The sequence below is a fragment of the Owenweeksia hongkongensis DSM 17368 genome (assembly GCF_000236705.1).
Taxonomy (GTDB): domain Bacteria; phylum Bacteroidota; class Bacteroidia; order Flavobacteriales; family Schleiferiaceae; genus Owenweeksia; species Owenweeksia hongkongensis.
In genome coordinates, this window is the sequence record NC_016599.1 from 1,984,723 (window position 1) to 2,000,570 (window position 15,848).

The following is a 15,848-nucleotide window of genomic DNA, read 5'->3' on the forward strand; positions in this document are numbered from 1 at the left end:
CCCTGACAGGCTAAATTCTCAAAACACCAAACTCCCCACCATCAAAAGCACCCCACAAAAAATAGGCACCCCTTCTATCCAAAAGGAAAAATACAATTCACTGTGTTCACGATGCGAATAGCGCACCAGCCAGTAGCCGATTTCTAAGCCAACTAAAAGTGCAATTGTGTAAAAAACCGGATCACCAAAAACAAAAAGCCTTACTAAAAGCCACACTTGATATAGTAGAATAAAAAGCATGGACAATTGCCTTGCCTGATCGCGCCCAATCACCTGCGGAATAGTTTTCATGAGAGCATCGTCATACGGCACATCCCGAATGTCAAAAGGGATTACCAAAGCCAGAATCAGCAAAGTTCTCATCAAAAACTCCAAAACACTTTCCAGCGAAAGCGTATCATAAAGCACGGTGGGAACAATTACCGTAACATAACTCCAGGTAGCGGAAATCAAAAACATCTTTAGCCCCGGAGCCGTGCGAAGAGATGTGAAACTACTGAAGGGATTTTTAAAACTCAGCGGGTAGGTTGCCGAAATAATGCCAGGAAGAATCATTAACAAAATGAGCTCAACAGAAAATATTTCTATAAAAGCTAAACCGGTGAGCGCTCCAAACACAAGCATAAAAAGCAAAACTTCGCTCCTGTGACCAGCTACCCAGGCTTTAAACGAAAGCTCACTACGAAGGTCATAACCACGGATTTGCACAAAGCGCATATAGTTATAAGTGAAGGCAGTAGAAAAAATCACCATCAAAATGAAGCCAATATTTATAGAAGAGAACGATGACATGGTAAACAAACTAAAGGCACCAACAGCAATTCCCACCCACAAATTACTGTACACTACATATTTAGCCATTTTACCCAAGCGTAATATTGATTTAATTTATACGAATAGAATATCCTTTATACTATATGCGTACAATGTCCTTAATCCTTACTTTTGCCGTCTCAAAAATCTAAAATATTATCATAGCTATGACAACAGACTCATTTGCCTACCGACACATTGGCCCCAGAGAGGAAGATGTAAAAGCAATGCTTACGGCTGTAGGAGTTGATTCTATAGAAGAGTTGATCAACCAAACCGTGCCAAAAGATATTCGCCTAAAAGGTGAATTAAACCTTTCGGATACCTTTGGTGAGTCTGAATATTTGTCTCGAATAAGAGACATAGCTCGAAAGAATAAGGTTTTCAAAACCTATATTGGTTTGGGCTACCACCCTACTATTATGCCTGGTGTTATTCAGCGTAATATTTTAGAAAACCCAGGTTGGTACACGGCTTACACACCATACCAGGCAGAAATCGCTCAAGGAAGATTGGAAGCTTTATTGAACTTCCAAACCATGATTACTGACCTTACTGGTTTGCCAATCGCCAACGCTAGTTTGCTTGACGAATCTACCGCTGCTGCTGAGGCTATGGCTATGTTTTTTGCTGGTCGCTCACGCGCCAAGCAGAAGGCAGATGCCAATAAATTTTTCGTTTCAATTCATTGTTTACACCAAAACATCGACCTCCTCAAAACCAGAGCGGAACCTATTGGTGTAGAATTGGTAATCGGAGATCACAGAGATTTCACGCTAAGTGACGAATACTTTGGAGCCTTGCTTCAATATCCAGCTTCTGATGGAGAAGTGTTTGACTACACCGACTTTATGAAAGATGCCAAAGACCATGACATGCAAGTAGCTGTAGCTGCTGACATTATGAGTCTTGCTTTGCTTACACCTCCCGGAGAGTGGGGAGCTGACGCAGTAGTTGGAACCACTCAGCGTTTTGGTATTCCATTAGGTTTTGGTGGACCACACGCTGCCTACTTCGCTACCAAAGAAGAATACAAAAGAGCTATTCCGGGTAGAATTATTGGAGTAACCAAAGACAAGGATGGAAACAATGCCTTGCGTATGGCGCTTCAAACTCGTGAGCAGCACATTAAAAGAGAAAAAGCAACTTCAAACATTTGTACCGCACAAGTACTACTTGCCGTAATGGCGGGAATGTACGCTGTGTATCACGGTCCAAAAGGTTTGAAAAATATTGCCAAGAGAATTCACTTTTCGGCTGTTACCCTTGATGAAGCTTTGCGCAAAATGGGGTACGAACGTACCAATGAGTCCTTCTTCGATACTTTGAAAATCGAAACTGGCGACATTAGCACTGAAACTATCCGCGAAATTGCGCTTGAGAAAGAATATAACTTCCGTTTTATTGATAGCCATACTGTAGGTATCAGTATTAATGAAAATACAAACCTTGAAGCGATCAACGAGATCATTTCAATTTTTGCGGAAGCTAAAGAAGTAGAAGCTGCTGAGGCAGGAAAGTTACTTGAGGTAAACGTAATCCCTGAATCACTTCAGAGACAATCAGAATATTTGGAGCAAACCATCTTCAACAGCTTCCATAGCGAAACTGACATGATGCGTTACATCAAGCTTTTGGAGCGCAAAGACCTTTCTTTGAATCATTCAATGATCCCACTAGGAAGCTGCACCATGAAGCTTAATGCTGCAACGGAAATGATTCCATTGAGCTGGCCTCTTTTCGCTAATATTCACCCATTTGCACCAAAAGAGCAAACAGGAGGATACTTAGAAATGATTAGCGAATTAGAACGTGATCTTGCAGAAATCACAGGGTTCCATTCTGTATCGCTTCAGCCAAACTCTGGCGCTCAAGGCGAATATGCTGGATTGATGGTAATTCAGGCTTATCACACTTCACGTGGTGAAGGCCACAGAAATGTTACGCTTATTCCAAGTTCTGCACATGGCACCAACCCTGCCAGCGCCATTATGGCCGGTATGAAAGTAGTTGTGGTAAAATGTGACGAATTGGGGAACATTGACGTAGCCGATCTTATAGCGAAAGCTGAACAGTACAAAGATGATCTTTCATCATTGATGATTACTTACCCAAGTACTCACGGTGTATTTGAAGAGTCTGTAAAAGAAATCACCTCTATCATTCATGAGAATGGTGGACAAGTATATATGGATGGTGCCAATATGAACGCTCAGGTTGGATTAACCAGCCCGGGTAACATTGGCGCTGACGTTTGTCACCTAAACTTGCACAAAACCTTTGCTATCCCTCATGGTGGCGGTGGCCCTGGAATGGGACCTATCGGTGTGGCTGAGCATTTGGCATCTTTCCTTCCTGGACACCCATTGGTAAAGACCGGAGGTAAAAATGCAATCAGTGCTATTTCTGCTGCTCCTTATGGAAGTTCGTTAGTCCTTATTATTAGCTACGGATACATCAAAATGCTTGGACCAATTGGTTTGAGAAAATCTACTGAGTTTGCTATTCTTAATGCTAACTACATTAAGAGCCAACTTGAAGGAAACTTTGATGTACTATATACTAATGAGAAAGGGCGCGTAGCACACGAAATGATTGTGGATTGCCGTCCATTTAAAAAGTCCGCAGGTATTGAGGTTGTAGACATAGCTAAACGCTTGATGGACTACGGATATCACGCTCCTACAGTTTCTTTCCCAGTTGCAGGTACCGTTATGATTGAGCCTACAGAAAGTGAAAGCAAGCTGGAACTTGATCGTTTTTGCAGTGCCCTATTGAGCATTCGCAAGGAGATAGAAGAAATAGCCAATGGTGAGGCTGACAAGGAAAATAATCCACTAATAAATGCTCCACACACCATGGGAATGCTTACAGCTGATGAATGGAACCTTCCATATTCACGTCAAAAAGCAGCGTTTCCATTAGAATATATTGCTTTAAATAAATTTTGGCCTGATGTTCGCAGGGTAGATGATGCTTATGGAGACAGAAATCTTGTCTGCACATGCGAGCCAATGGAGTCCTACGCCATTAATTCGTAGGAAATTATTAATAATCAGTAAGTACTTGATTTTATAAATCAATAATACTTGCTAACTTTGTGAAATCTTAATTTTTGTTTAACACTTAAGTTTATTATGAAAAAAGTATTACTAGCCCTTTCTTTAATGGGGGGTATCGCTGGTTACTCTCAGAGTAACGACATGCCTTCTGATTTGAAACTTGACGCAAAAGAAGTTGCGCATATTGAAAATTTGATCGCTAAGAAGAAACTTCAATCTAACAAGAAAAAAACCGCTGGTGGTGTTATCACTAACCAATTTATGGGTTTTGTAGATGAAATGTACACCTTGTTTGGTGGGTCTGCACAGTTTAGCATTTTCCAAAATCCAATGTGGCAAGATTCTACTGCAGTAGAAGTTTTTAGCAATGCCGATCAGCATATCAGCAATCATGCTATTGGTTTGACTTTTGATCCAACCTCTCCAGCTTGGGGAGCTAATCAAGTTGCGGAAGTTGACGATTACACTATTGATAGTGTATACATCTTAGGAGCTTATAGAACTCCATCTTCTATTCCTAACCCAATGGGTGACTCTTTGATCGTAGAACTTGTATGGGCGCCTAGCACCAGCACTACTACTTTCAATGAAGGAACTGTTACTTACACAAACGGATCTCCTGACGAGTCTTGTGATTATGTAGCGCCTACCTTCACTCTTGGTACTCCTCCTTCATTTAGTCTTGAAGGTTCAAACAAGGTTCGTATTGGACTTGAACTTACAGCAAACGATACTACCAATACTTCAGCTTACTATGGATTGGAGGTTAACCAACTTATTCCGGCTGGAAACATTGTAGGTGTATCTTACTTCTTTAAGTCTGCTTACGCTTCTGGACTTTCTGTAGGTGACACTGTTTTCAACACTGTTACTCCTTCTACAGTTTCTGCACCTAACTTTGCTGGAAGACTTGCTCAAGATCCTGCTATCGCTTTGAGTAACCTAAACATGTACTTTTGTGATGCAGGAAACTTTGGTGGAATGAACGGTACAAGTTCTTTTAGATCAGCAGAGCTTTATAACTTATCAAATGGTTTCCCATGCTACTTCCCAGAAAGCTTCAACGGAAACTTTGTTGCTGTAATGATGTCAGCAAACTCTACTGTTGGTTTGGATGAAGTAAAGGAAGAAGCTTCTTTTAATGTATTCCCTAACCCAACTACAGGCAATGTAACTCTTGAGATCGCTCAAGGAGGTACTTACACTATCGATGTTCTTAACTTGGTAGGTCAGGCTGTATACTCTGAGCAAGTAAGCATCAACGGTGGAGAAGCACTAAACAGAAACTTTTCTAACCTTACTAAAGGTGTTTACCTTATCAACTTAAGCGGTGAGGGTATCTCTAAAACTACCAAACTTACTATCAAGTAAGACCGGAAGCTTTAAAGATTAACATAAAAAACCCGCGATAATCAATGATTATCGCGGGTTTTCTTTTTAAAACTAATCAGCTTTTACCTTCTTGAGGATTCCCCTCTTCCTAAAGCTTGTTCTTGATTTTCCTAAACAGTTCTGAAGAATATACGAAGTCATTAATATCCTCATTATTGGTAGTTAAAATATCTTCGCTACTTCCCTCCCAAGCCTTAAGACCATACTTTATGTAGATTATTTGATCACCTATCTCCATCACCGAGTTCATATCGTGCGTATTGATTACTGTAGTCATATTGTACTCCTCTGTAATCTCCTTGATAAGGTTATCAATCACGATGGCAGTTTTTGGGTCTAAGCCACTATTTGGCTCATCACAAAAAAGATACTTGGGGTTCATTACAATTGCTCTTGCTAATGCCACACGCTTTTGCATACCCCCACTCAGCTCAGCAGGAAACTTATTATTTACACCTTCCAGATTTACCCGTTTCAAGCAAAAGTTAGCTCTATCCTCCATTTCACTTTCAGACATATCTCCAAACATACCCAAAGCAAAATTTATGTTCTCTTGAATCGTTAGAGAGTCAAACAGGGCATTTCCCTGAAACACCATTCCCATCTCCGTACGAAGATTCTTCTTGGCCTCATCATCCATTTCACCAAGCCTCCTATTATTATATATAATCTCTCCTTGGTCTATTTGATGCAGGCCAACCAAACTTTTTAGAAATACCGTTTTACCAGAACCCGATTGTCCGATAATAAGATTGGTTTTTCCTTGGTAAAAGTTAGCTGAAATGCCTTTCAAAATCTCTTCTCCACCAAAGCCTTTATGTAAATCGTTTACCTCTATCATTAGCCTAAAAGGATTTGGGTTAAAATATAATTAGCAACTATAATCGCCACACTACTGCTTACAACAGCCTTTGTAGCATTAATTCCAACTTCGATTGATCCTCCTTTTACATAATAACCATAAAAGGCGGAAAGACTGGTAATGATAAAAGCAAAAACAACTGTCTTTATCAAGGCATACCACACATAAAACGGCTGAAATTCCAATTGCAAGCCTTGAATAAAGTCTGCGGGTGCTATATCACTTACAAACTCTGCTGCTAAAAATCCACCAGCCAAGCCGAGAAACATACTTAGTGTAATCAGGATGGGGTTAAAAATCATGGTTGCGATAAGTTTGGGTAGAATCAGATAACAAGCGGGGTTTATCCCCATTACCTCCAAAGCGTCAATTTGCTCAGAAACGCGCATACTCCCAAGGGTAGATGCAATGTTAGAACCTACTTTACCAGCCAAAATAAGGCTCACCATGGTAGGCGAAAATTCCAAAATTATAGATTCACGAGCTGCAAGCGCCACGTAATAATCCGGAATAAAAGGATCATCCAGATTGAGTGCTGTTTGAATAGTAACAATAGCGCCTACAAACAATGATATTACAGACACAATCCAAACACTGCTCAATCCGAGCAAGTCAAAATCGCGCATCAATGCTTTCCAGTACTGCTTAAAATTTTCAGGCTTCTTAAAAGTCTTTCCTAATAAGATGAAGTAGAGCCCAATAGATCGTATTCCCTCGGTTATAAACATTTCGCTAAAATAAGAGTAATTTTGTCTCGCAATAAAGCATAAGTCACAAGAAGCTCAGATGTTTTACAAGTCTTTAAAAATTTTCCTTTTTTCAATGATTTTAATTGCTGCCGTAGGTTCTTGCGGCACTCTCGAAAAGTGTAACTGCCCTGGCAAAAGTTCAATTTCTATATTTTGACCAAGGCTACTACTACTTTAGAAAAATATCTACCGGAAGGAAGTCTGGAGCTTTGCATGACTTTGTTAAAATCAGAGCCGGTACAGCTCAAGATTTCGCGACCACGAAAAACAAAGTTTGGTGATTATCGCTTTCCCGGCAAGGATGGCCGACATAAGATTAGTGTAAACGCTAACCTAAACCCCTTTGCTTTTTTGATTACCCTAATTCACGAAATGGCACATTTAAAGGCCTTCAAAGATTATGGTAAAGTAATAAAGCCACATGGATCGGAATGGCAGCAGTGCTTCAGAGATTTGGCCAAACCATTTTTGGATGCCGATATTTTTCCGAATGATGTGAAGCATCAATTTATAAACAGCCTAAACAAAGGAGCCGCGAGCAGCTGTACAGACTTGAACCTTTTTCGTCAGTTAAAAGTTTATGACAACACACCTGAGCACATTACTACCGTGGAGCAAGTTCCTATGGGAGCTCATTTTAGGATTGGCCAGGATAAAATTTTCCGCAAAGGACCAAAGTCACGAAAGCGCTATAAGTGCCTAAACTTGGTAAATAAGCGCGAGTATATGGTACATCCTTTGGCAGAAGTAGAATTAGTAGAAAACTTAAAAAATATAAAAAGTGCCTGATAAGAATTATTTCTCATCCAGCTTTAAGCTGGGTATTTTAGGAGGCGGACAGCTTGGTAAAATGCTACTTACCGACACCCGTAGGTATGACATTCAAACCAAAGTAATGGATCCATCTCCGGTGGCTCCATGTAGATTTGGTAGCAACGAATTTGTGCAAGGTGACATTACTGACAAGCAAGCTGTGCTTGATTTTGCCAAAGATTGTGATGTAATCACAATCGAAATTGAAAATGTTAGCACCGAAGCTCTTCACGAGCTAGAGGCTCAGGGCAAAATCATTTACCCACGTCCTCGCACATTGGATATCATTAAAAATAAGAGCCTACAAAAGGATTTTTACCGCGAGCATAAAGTTCCGACTGCCTCGTATTTCACTTTTGAAAATAGAGAACAGATGATGCAGCTTTTGCTGGAATCTGAACTCAACCCTCCATTTGTATGGAAAGCTGCTACTGGTGGTTATGATGGTAAGGGTGTTTCTATCGTGCGCAATAGTTCAGACATTGAAGACCTACCAGATATGCCCGGCCTTATAGAAGAAATGGTAGACTATGCAGTGGAAATTGCTGTAGTGGTGGCACGCTCTCCAAGTGGTGAAACCAAATCTTTTCCTGTAGTGGAGATGGAATTTCATCCAACTGCCAATTTGGCGGAGTACGTTTTTAGTCCCTCCAATATTGACATTCGCATTCAAAATAAAGCCAACCAACTGGCCGAAGAAGTAGCGCATAAATTTGATCATGTGGGTCTATTGGCTGTAGAAATGTTTGTTACCAAAGATGGTCATGTGATGGTAAATGAGGTAGCACCTCGTGTTCACAACAGCGGACATCTAACTATTGAAGGAAATGTCACCTCTCAATTTGATCAGCATCTTCGTGCTATTTTAGATCTACCCTTAGGTGATACCGAAATTGTACGTCCTGCGGTAATGATAAACCTTACTGGCGAAGCGGATCATTCTGGGCCCGTCTTATATGAGGGAATCGAAAAAATCATGAAGTCTTCCGGTGTGAGTATTCACCTTTACGGGAAAGCGGAAACTCGACCTTTCAGAAAAATGGGACACATCACCATTACTGCAAAAACTATAGAAGAAGCCCGCGAAGTAGCCGGAAACGTAAACAATACTATTAAAGTAATAAGTCAATAAAATGAGTGCCGAAGTAGGAATAATAATGGGTAGTAAGAGTGACTTGCCGGTAATGCAAGAAGCTGCTGACATCCTAAAAGAATTAGGAGTAGAATTTGAGATCAACATTGTGTCGGCTCACCGCACGCCAGACATCATGTATGATTATGCCCAAAATGCCCACAAGAGAGGAATCAAAGTAATAATTGCCGGTGCTGGTGGCGCTGCTCACCTTCCGGGGATGACAGCTAGCCTTACGCCCCTTCCTGTAATTGGAGTACCTGTAAAATCAAGAAATTCTATTGATGGGTGGGATTCTGTACTTTCTATTTTGCAAATGCCAGGCGGAGTTCCTGTGGCAACGGTTGCCTTGGATGGCTCAAAAAATGCCGGAATATTGGCGGCCCAAATAATTGGAACCGCCCGTCCGGAAATACTAGAAAATATTATGGAGTATAAAAAAGGGCTACACGCTAAAGTTGTAGAATCAGCCCAGGATTTATAGGCTTTTTAAAGTCTGTAATAGATGTTCTTTTTTACGGTTGGCCACTGGAATTTTGGAACCATCTTCCAACACCAAATAGCCGCCATCCGTTTGCACATAACGTTTCAGATAGTTCATATTTACCAAGTGAGACTTGTGAATGCGGTAGAAGTTGTAATTAGAAAGCATCGTGTCAAACTCTTTCAAGGTTTTTGAGGCCAGTAGTGACTTTTCATTATTTAGATAAAAAGTAGTGTAGTTGCTACTGGACTCTAACCTTACGATTTCTGACAAGCGAATTACATGCATTCCATCAGAAGTAGGCACCACAATTTTCTTCGGTGAGTCAGAGGCCTGGCGAATGTTTTCTACCAACACATTTATGTTTCCAGCATGCTTTGGCACACCTTTACCATCCTCTACCTTTCGGATAGATTTGACCAACTCTTCGGGGTCAATTGGTTTAAGCAAATAATCCAGCGCACTGAATTTAATGGCCTTTATGGCAAATTCATCATGCGCGGTGATAAAGATAATTTCAGGATCGATTTCGGCATTATCACGGATACTTTCCAAAATATCGAAGCCGCTTTCGCCAGCTAATTTAATATCTAAAAATAAAGCATCGGGTTTATGAGCAATCAGTGCTTCGGTTCCATCTGCCACAGTTCCGGCTTCGGCTACTACCTCCACCTCGGGGCAAAAAAGGTCTAATTTTCCACGAAGAGATTCTCTTGAATTTTCCTCGTCATCTACGATTACAACTTTAATCATGTCTCCTAAATATTTTAAGTAAAATTAATCTCTAAATGCTTTCAGCAGGCAATTTAATAATCACTTTAGTTCCCGTTGGATTTTCCAAATCAATAATTTGAATATCAACCTCTTCATTCTTTGACAGCCTGAGCAAACGAATTCTATCACGATTTATCTGAGTAGCCATACTGCGATGATCTTGACGTTTAGGCATTGCTTTCGCTGCTTTTCTGCCTATTCCATTGTCTTCCACCTCACATATTAATAACTCTTCATCGAGTATAAAACGTATGCTCAAAAAGCTCTTTTCTTCTTTGGGTTTTATGCCATGAAGAATAGCATTTTCTACGTGCGGCTGAATCAGCATTGGAGGAATTCCCACGTCATAATCAATCTCATCATCCACCTCAATTTCGTATTCAAATTTACCCTGAAAGCGCAACTTTTCAAGTTCAAGATAATTCTTTAAAACTGATACTTCTGTTTCTACAGGATGAACATGCTCCATTGATGATTCAAGTGTAAGCCTCATCAATTTTGCGAAATTGTTCAAATATCGAACAGCTTGTTTTGGGTCATTTTTAAAGATAAAACTACTGATGCTGTCCAGTGCATTAAAAATAAAATGAGGGTTCATTTGCAAACGCAAAGCTTTGCGTTCCATATCCAACAATGAATTTTCTAACCTAAGCTGTTGATTCGCCCTCTTTATCCTATCCGAAACGTACAAATAGGTAAGAGTACCAACCAGGGCCAAAACAAGAAGGATAAACCACCAGCGTTTATATACAGGATTGAGAATCACGAAATGGTAGGTCACACTATTGTTCTGCCATTTTTCCCCTTCACGGGTAACTTGTGCTTCAAAAGTGTAATTACCAGGTTTTATGTTTGAGAAAATCGCCTCTCTCCTAGCTCCGGCTTGTGTCCAATTATCACCCAAGCCTTTTACGCGATAGCGGTAAATTAAATTTTCTGGTTGATAGCCGGTGAGTCCTGCCATGGTAAAACTCAGGAAATTTAAATCTGGCGGTAATCGCAATTCTTTTGGTGTACCGTAAAATGGGAATATTCCCTCTGCATAATCTTCCAAACCCTGTACCTCACCAAATGAAAGTTCCACATCTGTAATGGCCAATTGTGGTGGCTCCACATATTGCTGAAGCAAATTGAGGTCTATCACAAAAAGCCCCTCGGGACTACCGGCCACCAATTGATCATTATGCAGTGTCAAGGCCTGTGGGCTAAAACCTTCACGAATTAATCGAGAAACTTGCGTTACCTCCTTTACTTTATAAAGTCCATCTGTTTTTAAGGTTTTAAAAAGCCCCTTATTGGTAGTCATCCAAAGGGTATTATCACCAATTTCCAATGCTTTTATTTCGGCAAAGTTTAGGGCTGCAGGACTAATGTTTTCTGTGCTTTCTTCTGTCAAGTGGTAAAGTCCTTCTGATAGAGTTCCTGCCCAAATCTCATTGGCAGTAACAGCTGTAAAAGTGTTGAAGCGCAAGCTGTCCAACTTCATCCCTCCAAGCTCACGAACATTTTCCCAGCCCTTATCTGAAAAACGCATAAAGCCTTCGGTATAAGTTGCAAACCAAAGACTACCATCCTCCCCTTCAGAAATTGCATATACAGCAGAAAATGGCAAGTTTTTGGACGCACTTATATTTTCCAAACGCCCTTTGCTGTATTTGAAAATCCCCATCCCTGTGCCTATCCACAGTGCGTCTTTTGTAGCCTTTAAGGCAAAAATATACCCTCCTTCTATTTCTGAAAAAGTAGCCTCCTCAAACTGTTTTCCATCAAAACGAACAAGACCGCGTTCGGTACCCAACCACGTGAGTCCTTCAAACCGATCAATTGCCAACACCACTCCGTAGTTGTAGTTTATGCTTTGAAAATTATCTACATCTTCACCATTAACCGAAGTGATACCACGACCACTTCCTGCCAGCACCTGTTGTCCATCAGACCACACAGAAAAGATTTCAGGACCTACCTTCTCCTTTTCATTATAAAGACGGAGAGAGGTATTTTCCAGCTTTGTCAAACCTTGATTGGAATAAAGCCACACCACTCCAGAGTTACTTAAATAACAGCCTTTATACCTTACTTCCTCCAGGCCATTACTTCTGTCCAACTCCAAAAAACCTTCTTTTGAGTAGATTATAATTTGACTATTTGTCAAACTCACAACCTTAGATCCTCGGGCGCTCACCCCCTTACTTTCTTTAGAATTAATTTGCCTTAGCTCCTCTCCAGTAAACTCAGCTACACCATTCTCACCTGCAGCAAAAACACGGTTGTTATGAATATCCAAATCATAAACGGGCTCGCTGCTTAGCTTTTTATTTCCTTTATAAATTCCGCTATCCGTGGCTAACCAAAGCTCATCTAAATACAATAGATCGTTTATCTCCCCTTCAAAATTTGATTGAAGCTGACTTAAAGTATCTGATGTACCCAAACTGTAAACAGCCGTTTTACTAGCTACCACCATATGGGCATTGTGGCCGCAGCCAATTTTTTGAATTCTATCATTATTTGGAAGGTAGAAATAGCTAAAAGTCAGTCCATCATACTTTAGCAAAGTATTGTCAGAAGCTGCCCAAATATTGCCTTTACTATCCTCACAAAGCGCTGTAAGTAATGGACGAACTTTAGTGTTTTCAGGCGTAAATGTTTTGAACTCGAAACCATCATAGCGTACCAAACCAGCACCCTCAGTAGCTAGCCAAAAGAAACCACGACTATCCTGAATCATAGCATTGATTCGGCTAGATGGCATTCCCTGCTCAAGCCCTATTTTTTGAAAAGAATATTGCTGACCAAAAACTGGTGCAGCTATAGCGATGAAGAGTATGGCAAAAATCCGCCTCAAATGATGGTGATTTAGAGTTCTAAAATTACGGTTTCAAATATTGCGTAATAAAACGGTAAATTAACACTTAGATTATGATACGACACGTTTTAACGCTTTTGCTGCTTCCTTTTATTGGCATCTCCCAAAATTACGGATACTTTGCCGGTGGCCGTTCGGCTGCCATGGCACACAGTAGTGTGGCGCTAAGTGACGTGTGGAGTGGGCATCACAACCATGCGGGTTTGGCATTTCTTGAAAAACCCTCTTTTGGAATAAGCTATGAAAATCGCTTTTTCCTCAATGATTTATCGCTTGCTAATGCCGCCCTTGCTTTCCCATCCAAATTAGGCACCGTTGGACTCAGTCTCTCCTATTTTGGTTTTGAATTGTATAATGAATCCAAAATTGGCCTCAACTATTCCCGAAAATTTGGAGAGTATTTCTCCTTCGGCCTGCAGCTAAATTATCACTCCTTTTACGTAGAAGAAGGAAATCATGACCCGGGCTTCTTAACCTTTGAAGCCGGTATTTTAGCCAAACCCATCCCAAAACTCTCCATCGGTTTTCATGTATTCAACCCTACCAATTCCTATAAAAATAAAGAAACCAGTCAGCAGATAAACCCCATTGTGCGCCTGGGTGCACTATATCAATTTAATGAGGAAGTAGCCCTTACAGGAGAGGTGAAAAAAGATATAAACCTGCCTGAACGCTACGCTCTGGGCTTTGAATATTATTTTATTCCGGAGCTGGCATTTCGAACAGGGGTCGGCATTCAGCCCTTTACCAACACTTTTGGTTTGGGTCTTGATTTAGGCGGTTTCACCGCTGACCTCAGTTATGAATACGCCCAAACACTTGGCAACAACGCCAACATCAGCCTGCAATATGAATTCTGATGAAAAGGCTATCCGTCATATTGCTTCTCATTTTTAGCCTTTCGGCAAATGCACAAACGCCTCCGACACAAGAACTGGAAACACAGATAGAATCAGTAGCAGACGGAAACATAGAAAATCAAACCGACTTACTTCAAGTAGCTGAAAACATTCAAATACTGGAAGCCAATCCCATTGAGGTAAACTTTGCTGATGCTGAGGAATTAGAGAAAATCCCTTATCTCAATATATTTCAAATTGCCAATCTTCTTCAATATCGAGATCGTACAGGAATGATTTATTCCCCTTACGAACTTCAGGCTGTAAAAGGATATGATCCATTAACCATTGAGAAAATTCTCCCTTTTTTAAGTTTCAATACTGAAAAGAGAATCCCTGACCTTAAGCTGAAAAACATTGTAAACTATAGCCATCATGACTTAGCCCTTCGCACCGGATTAATTTTGCAGGAGCGAAAAGGATTTTCTGATTCTACCGAAAATGGATACTTAGGCTCCCCATACAACAGTTTAGTCCGCTACCGTTGGCGATATCGTGACTACCTCTCCATCGGATTTGTAGCGCAACAAGATGCTGGTGAACCTTTTGGGAAGCCTTACCAAAACTCAGGTGTGGATTTTATGGCTGGTCACATCGCTTTGAAAAACTATGGAAATCTCCGTAAACTGATAATTGGCGATTACCATGCTCAGTTTGGCCAAGGATTAGCTATGTGGAGCAGCCTGGCTTTTGGAAAATCTGCGGAAGCAATAGAAATAAAAAGATATGCGCGCGGCTTCATCCCCTTTTCGGGAAGTGAAGAAAACCGCTTCATGCGAGGAGCAGCAGCAACTTATCGCCTTTGGGACAAACTTGATGTTAGCGCCTTTTACAGCAAAAATAAAGTGGATGCCAATCGCCTTATTCCAGACTCTCTTCTGCCAGAAGTTGTAACCTCCTTTCAAACCACTGGCCTACACCGCACGGAAAATGAACTGGAAGATAAAAATGCAAACACCCTTACTCAGTTTGGTGGAAACCTACAATATCGGGGTAACAGCTTTTCACTAGGATTTACTGCGCTTAATTCAATCCTTGAAAAAGAACTGCAGGCCGGAACCCAACTCTATCAAAAGTTCCGTTTTAGCGGAACCGAACTAACCAACTATTCCATGGACTTCAATTACATTTTTAAAAGAATAAATCTGTTTGGGGAGCTTGCCGCAGATGACCAGCTCAATCTTGCCGGAACAGTTGGTTTTCAGAGCAACCCTACGGATGGATTATACCTCACATTACTTTACAGAAACCTCAGCAAAGAATATCAAGCAATATATAATGCGCCTTTTGGCGAAAGCGGAAACTATGGCGAACAAGGCACTTATCTAGGCTTGCAATGGCAAATTAGCCAGAAACTTTTACTCAAATCTTATGTAGATGTTTATCAATTTAAATGGTTGCGATTTGGCGTAAACGCCCCTTCACATGGTCGTGACTATATGGCTCAACTGGAAACATACTTTTCAAGATTTTTCACAGCCTATTTGCGTTTGAGGCATGAGGTACAACAAACTACAGCAAATAATGAAACAGGTATAAGTCAATTGACCAACCGCAGCCGCTCTACCTTTCGCGTTCACACCGCCTATTCCATTTCGGCTCAACTAAAAATGGCTTCACGCCTGGAATATTCCTTTTATGATGAAGATGCTTCAGAAACCGGATATATGCTTTTTCAAGATGTAAAATATAATTTCCTTAAAATACCGCTGCAACTTACAGCGAGGTACGCCCTCATTGACACCGAAAGTTTTAATACCCGTATTTATGCTTACGAAAATGACCTTACCTATGTTTTTAGCATTCCTCCCTACTATGGACGCTCGTCCAGATTTTATCTAATGGCTAGCTATGCTATAAATCAATCTATTGATGTGCAGGCCAAGTTTGCCAATTCTCACTTTTATGACCGCGATGAAATAAGCAGTGGCCTAAATACCATTGAGGGAAACAAGCTTACGGAAATCCGGATGCAGATAAGGCTTAAGTTTTGAAATGATTT

General features: G+C 40.7%; 12 protein-coding genes. 7 read left to right on the forward strand and 5 right to left on the reverse strand.

Annotation, left to right across the window (positions count from 1 at the left end; genetic code table 11):
* Window positions 1-18: 18 nt before the first annotated feature.
* The gene (locus tag OWEHO_RS08920; RefSeq protein WP_014202146.1) at window positions 19-861 is read right to left on the reverse strand and encodes a UbiA prenyltransferase family protein; all 843 of its coding nucleotides are present in this window, start codon (window positions 859-861) and stop codon (window positions 19-21) included.
* Window positions 862-980: 119 nt separating this feature from the next.
* Here OWEHO_RS08920 and gcvP point away from each other — a divergent pair, with 119 nt between their 5' ends.
* Entirely contained in the window at window positions 981-3,854 is a 2,874-nt protein-coding gene (gene gcvP / locus OWEHO_RS08925) for an aminomethyl-transferring glycine dehydrogenase (RefSeq protein ID WP_014202147.1), read from the forward strand.
* A gap of 96 nt (window positions 3,855-3,950) precedes the next feature.
* A complete protein-coding gene (locus tag OWEHO_RS08930) occupies window positions 3,951-5,246 on the forward strand; it encodes a T9SS type A sorting domain-containing protein (protein WP_014202148.1) in 1,296 nt (431 codons plus the stop codon).
* A gap of 109 nt (window positions 5,247-5,355) precedes the next feature.
* Here OWEHO_RS08930 and OWEHO_RS08935 read toward each other — a convergent pair whose 3' ends face one another.
* Together OWEHO_RS08935 and OWEHO_RS08940 are read right to left on the reverse strand one after the other, a co-directional pair.
* A complete protein-coding gene (locus OWEHO_RS08935; RefSeq protein ID WP_014202149.1) occupies window positions 5,356-6,108 on the reverse strand; it encodes an ABC transporter ATP-binding protein in 753 nt (250 codons plus the stop codon).
* The gene (locus OWEHO_RS08940) at window positions 6,108-6,857 is read right to left on the reverse strand and encodes an MlaE family ABC transporter permease (protein ID WP_014202150.1); all 750 of its coding nucleotides are present in this window, start codon (window positions 6,855-6,857) and stop codon (window positions 6,108-6,110) included. The genes OWEHO_RS08935 and OWEHO_RS08940 overlap by 1 nt, the downstream gene beginning before the upstream one ends.
* A gap of 174 nt (window positions 6,858-7,031) precedes the next feature.
* On the opposite strand from OWEHO_RS08940, the gene OWEHO_RS08945 reads away from it, so the two are divergent.
* From OWEHO_RS08945 to purE, 3 genes are read left to right on the forward strand one after another with little or no spacing between them, the layout of a single operon-like run.
* Window positions 7,032-7,667 (forward strand): SprT-like domain-containing protein, encoded by a 636-nt coding sequence (locus OWEHO_RS08945; protein ID WP_014202151.1) that lies wholly within the window; start codon window positions 7,032-7,034, stop codon window positions 7,665-7,667.
* A complete protein-coding gene (locus OWEHO_RS08950) occupies window positions 7,660-8,823 on the forward strand; it encodes a 5-(carboxyamino)imidazole ribonucleotide synthase (protein WP_014202152.1) in 1,164 nt (387 codons plus the stop codon). Before OWEHO_RS08945 ends, OWEHO_RS08950 begins: the two co-directional genes overlap by 8 nt.
* Window position 8,824: 1 nt before the next feature.
* Window positions 8,825-9,307, forward strand: coding sequence for a 5-(carboxyamino)imidazole ribonucleotide mutase (purE, locus tag OWEHO_RS08955; protein WP_014202153.1), 483 nt, complete (start codon window positions 8,825-8,827; stop codon window positions 9,305-9,307).
* Here the strand turns inward: purE and OWEHO_RS08960 are convergent.
* Together OWEHO_RS08960 and OWEHO_RS08965 are read right to left on the reverse strand one after the other, a co-directional pair.
* Window positions 9,302-10,060, reverse strand: coding sequence for a LytR/AlgR family response regulator transcription factor (locus OWEHO_RS08960; protein WP_014202154.1), 759 nt, complete (start codon window positions 10,058-10,060; stop codon window positions 9,302-9,304). The genes purE and OWEHO_RS08960 overlap by 6 nt on opposite strands.
* A 31-nt stretch (window positions 10,061-10,091) precedes the next feature.
* Window positions 10,092-12,926: a sensor histidine kinase gene (locus OWEHO_RS08965; RefSeq protein WP_041627524.1), complete on the reverse strand. Its 2,835-nt coding sequence runs from the start codon at window positions 12,924-12,926 to the stop codon at window positions 10,092-10,094.
* Between the two features lie 74 nt (window positions 12,927-13,000).
* Here OWEHO_RS08965 and OWEHO_RS08970 point away from each other — a divergent pair, with 74 nt between their 5' ends.
* Together OWEHO_RS08970 and OWEHO_RS08975 are read left to right on the forward strand one after the other, a co-directional pair.
* Window positions 13,001-13,807, forward strand: coding sequence for a PorV/PorQ family protein (locus tag OWEHO_RS08970; protein WP_014202156.1), 807 nt, complete (start codon window positions 13,001-13,003; stop codon window positions 13,805-13,807).
* Complete coding sequence (locus OWEHO_RS08975; protein ID WP_014202157.1) at window positions 13,807-15,840, forward strand: ComEA family DNA-binding protein; 2,034 nt, start codon at window positions 13,807-13,809, stop codon at window positions 15,838-15,840. The genes OWEHO_RS08970 and OWEHO_RS08975 overlap by 1 nt, the downstream gene beginning before the upstream one ends.
* Window positions 15,841-15,848 lie beyond the last annotated feature (8 nt).

What these genes read in the sequence shown, in the direction of transcription:
- OWEHO_RS08970 (WP_014202156.1), top strand. Translation starts at nt 13,001, where the DNA reads ATGATACGACACGTTTTAACGCTTTTGCTGCTTCCTTTTATTGGCATC.
- OWEHO_RS08940 (WP_014202150.1), bottom strand. Translation starts at nt 6,857, where the DNA reads ATGTTTATAACCGAGGGAATACGATCTATTGGGCTCTACTTCATCTTA.
- OWEHO_RS08960 (WP_014202154.1), bottom strand. Translation starts at nt 10,060, where the DNA reads ATGATTAAAGTTGTAATCGTAGATGACGAGGAAAATTCAAGAGAATCT.
- OWEHO_RS08975 (WP_014202157.1), top strand. Translation starts at nt 13,807, where the DNA reads ATGAAAAGGCTATCCGTCATATTGCTTCTCATTTTTAGCCTTTCGGCA.
- OWEHO_RS08935 (WP_014202149.1), bottom strand. Translation starts at nt 6,108, where the DNA reads ATGATAGAGGTAAACGATTTACATAAAGGCTTTGGTGGAGAAGAGATT.
- OWEHO_RS08930 (WP_014202148.1), top strand. Translation starts at nt 3,951, where the DNA reads ATGAAAAAAGTATTACTAGCCCTTTCTTTAATGGGGGGTATCGCTGGT.
- gcvP (WP_014202147.1), top strand. Translation starts at nt 981, where the DNA reads ATGACAACAGACTCATTTGCCTACCGACACATTGGCCCCAGAGAGGAA.
- purE (WP_014202153.1), top strand. Translation starts at nt 8,825, where the DNA reads ATGAGTGCCGAAGTAGGAATAATAATGGGTAGTAAGAGTGACTTGCCG.
- OWEHO_RS08920 (WP_014202146.1), bottom strand. Translation starts at nt 861, where the DNA reads ATGGCTAAATATGTAGTGTACAGTAATTTGTGGGTGGGAATTGCTGTT.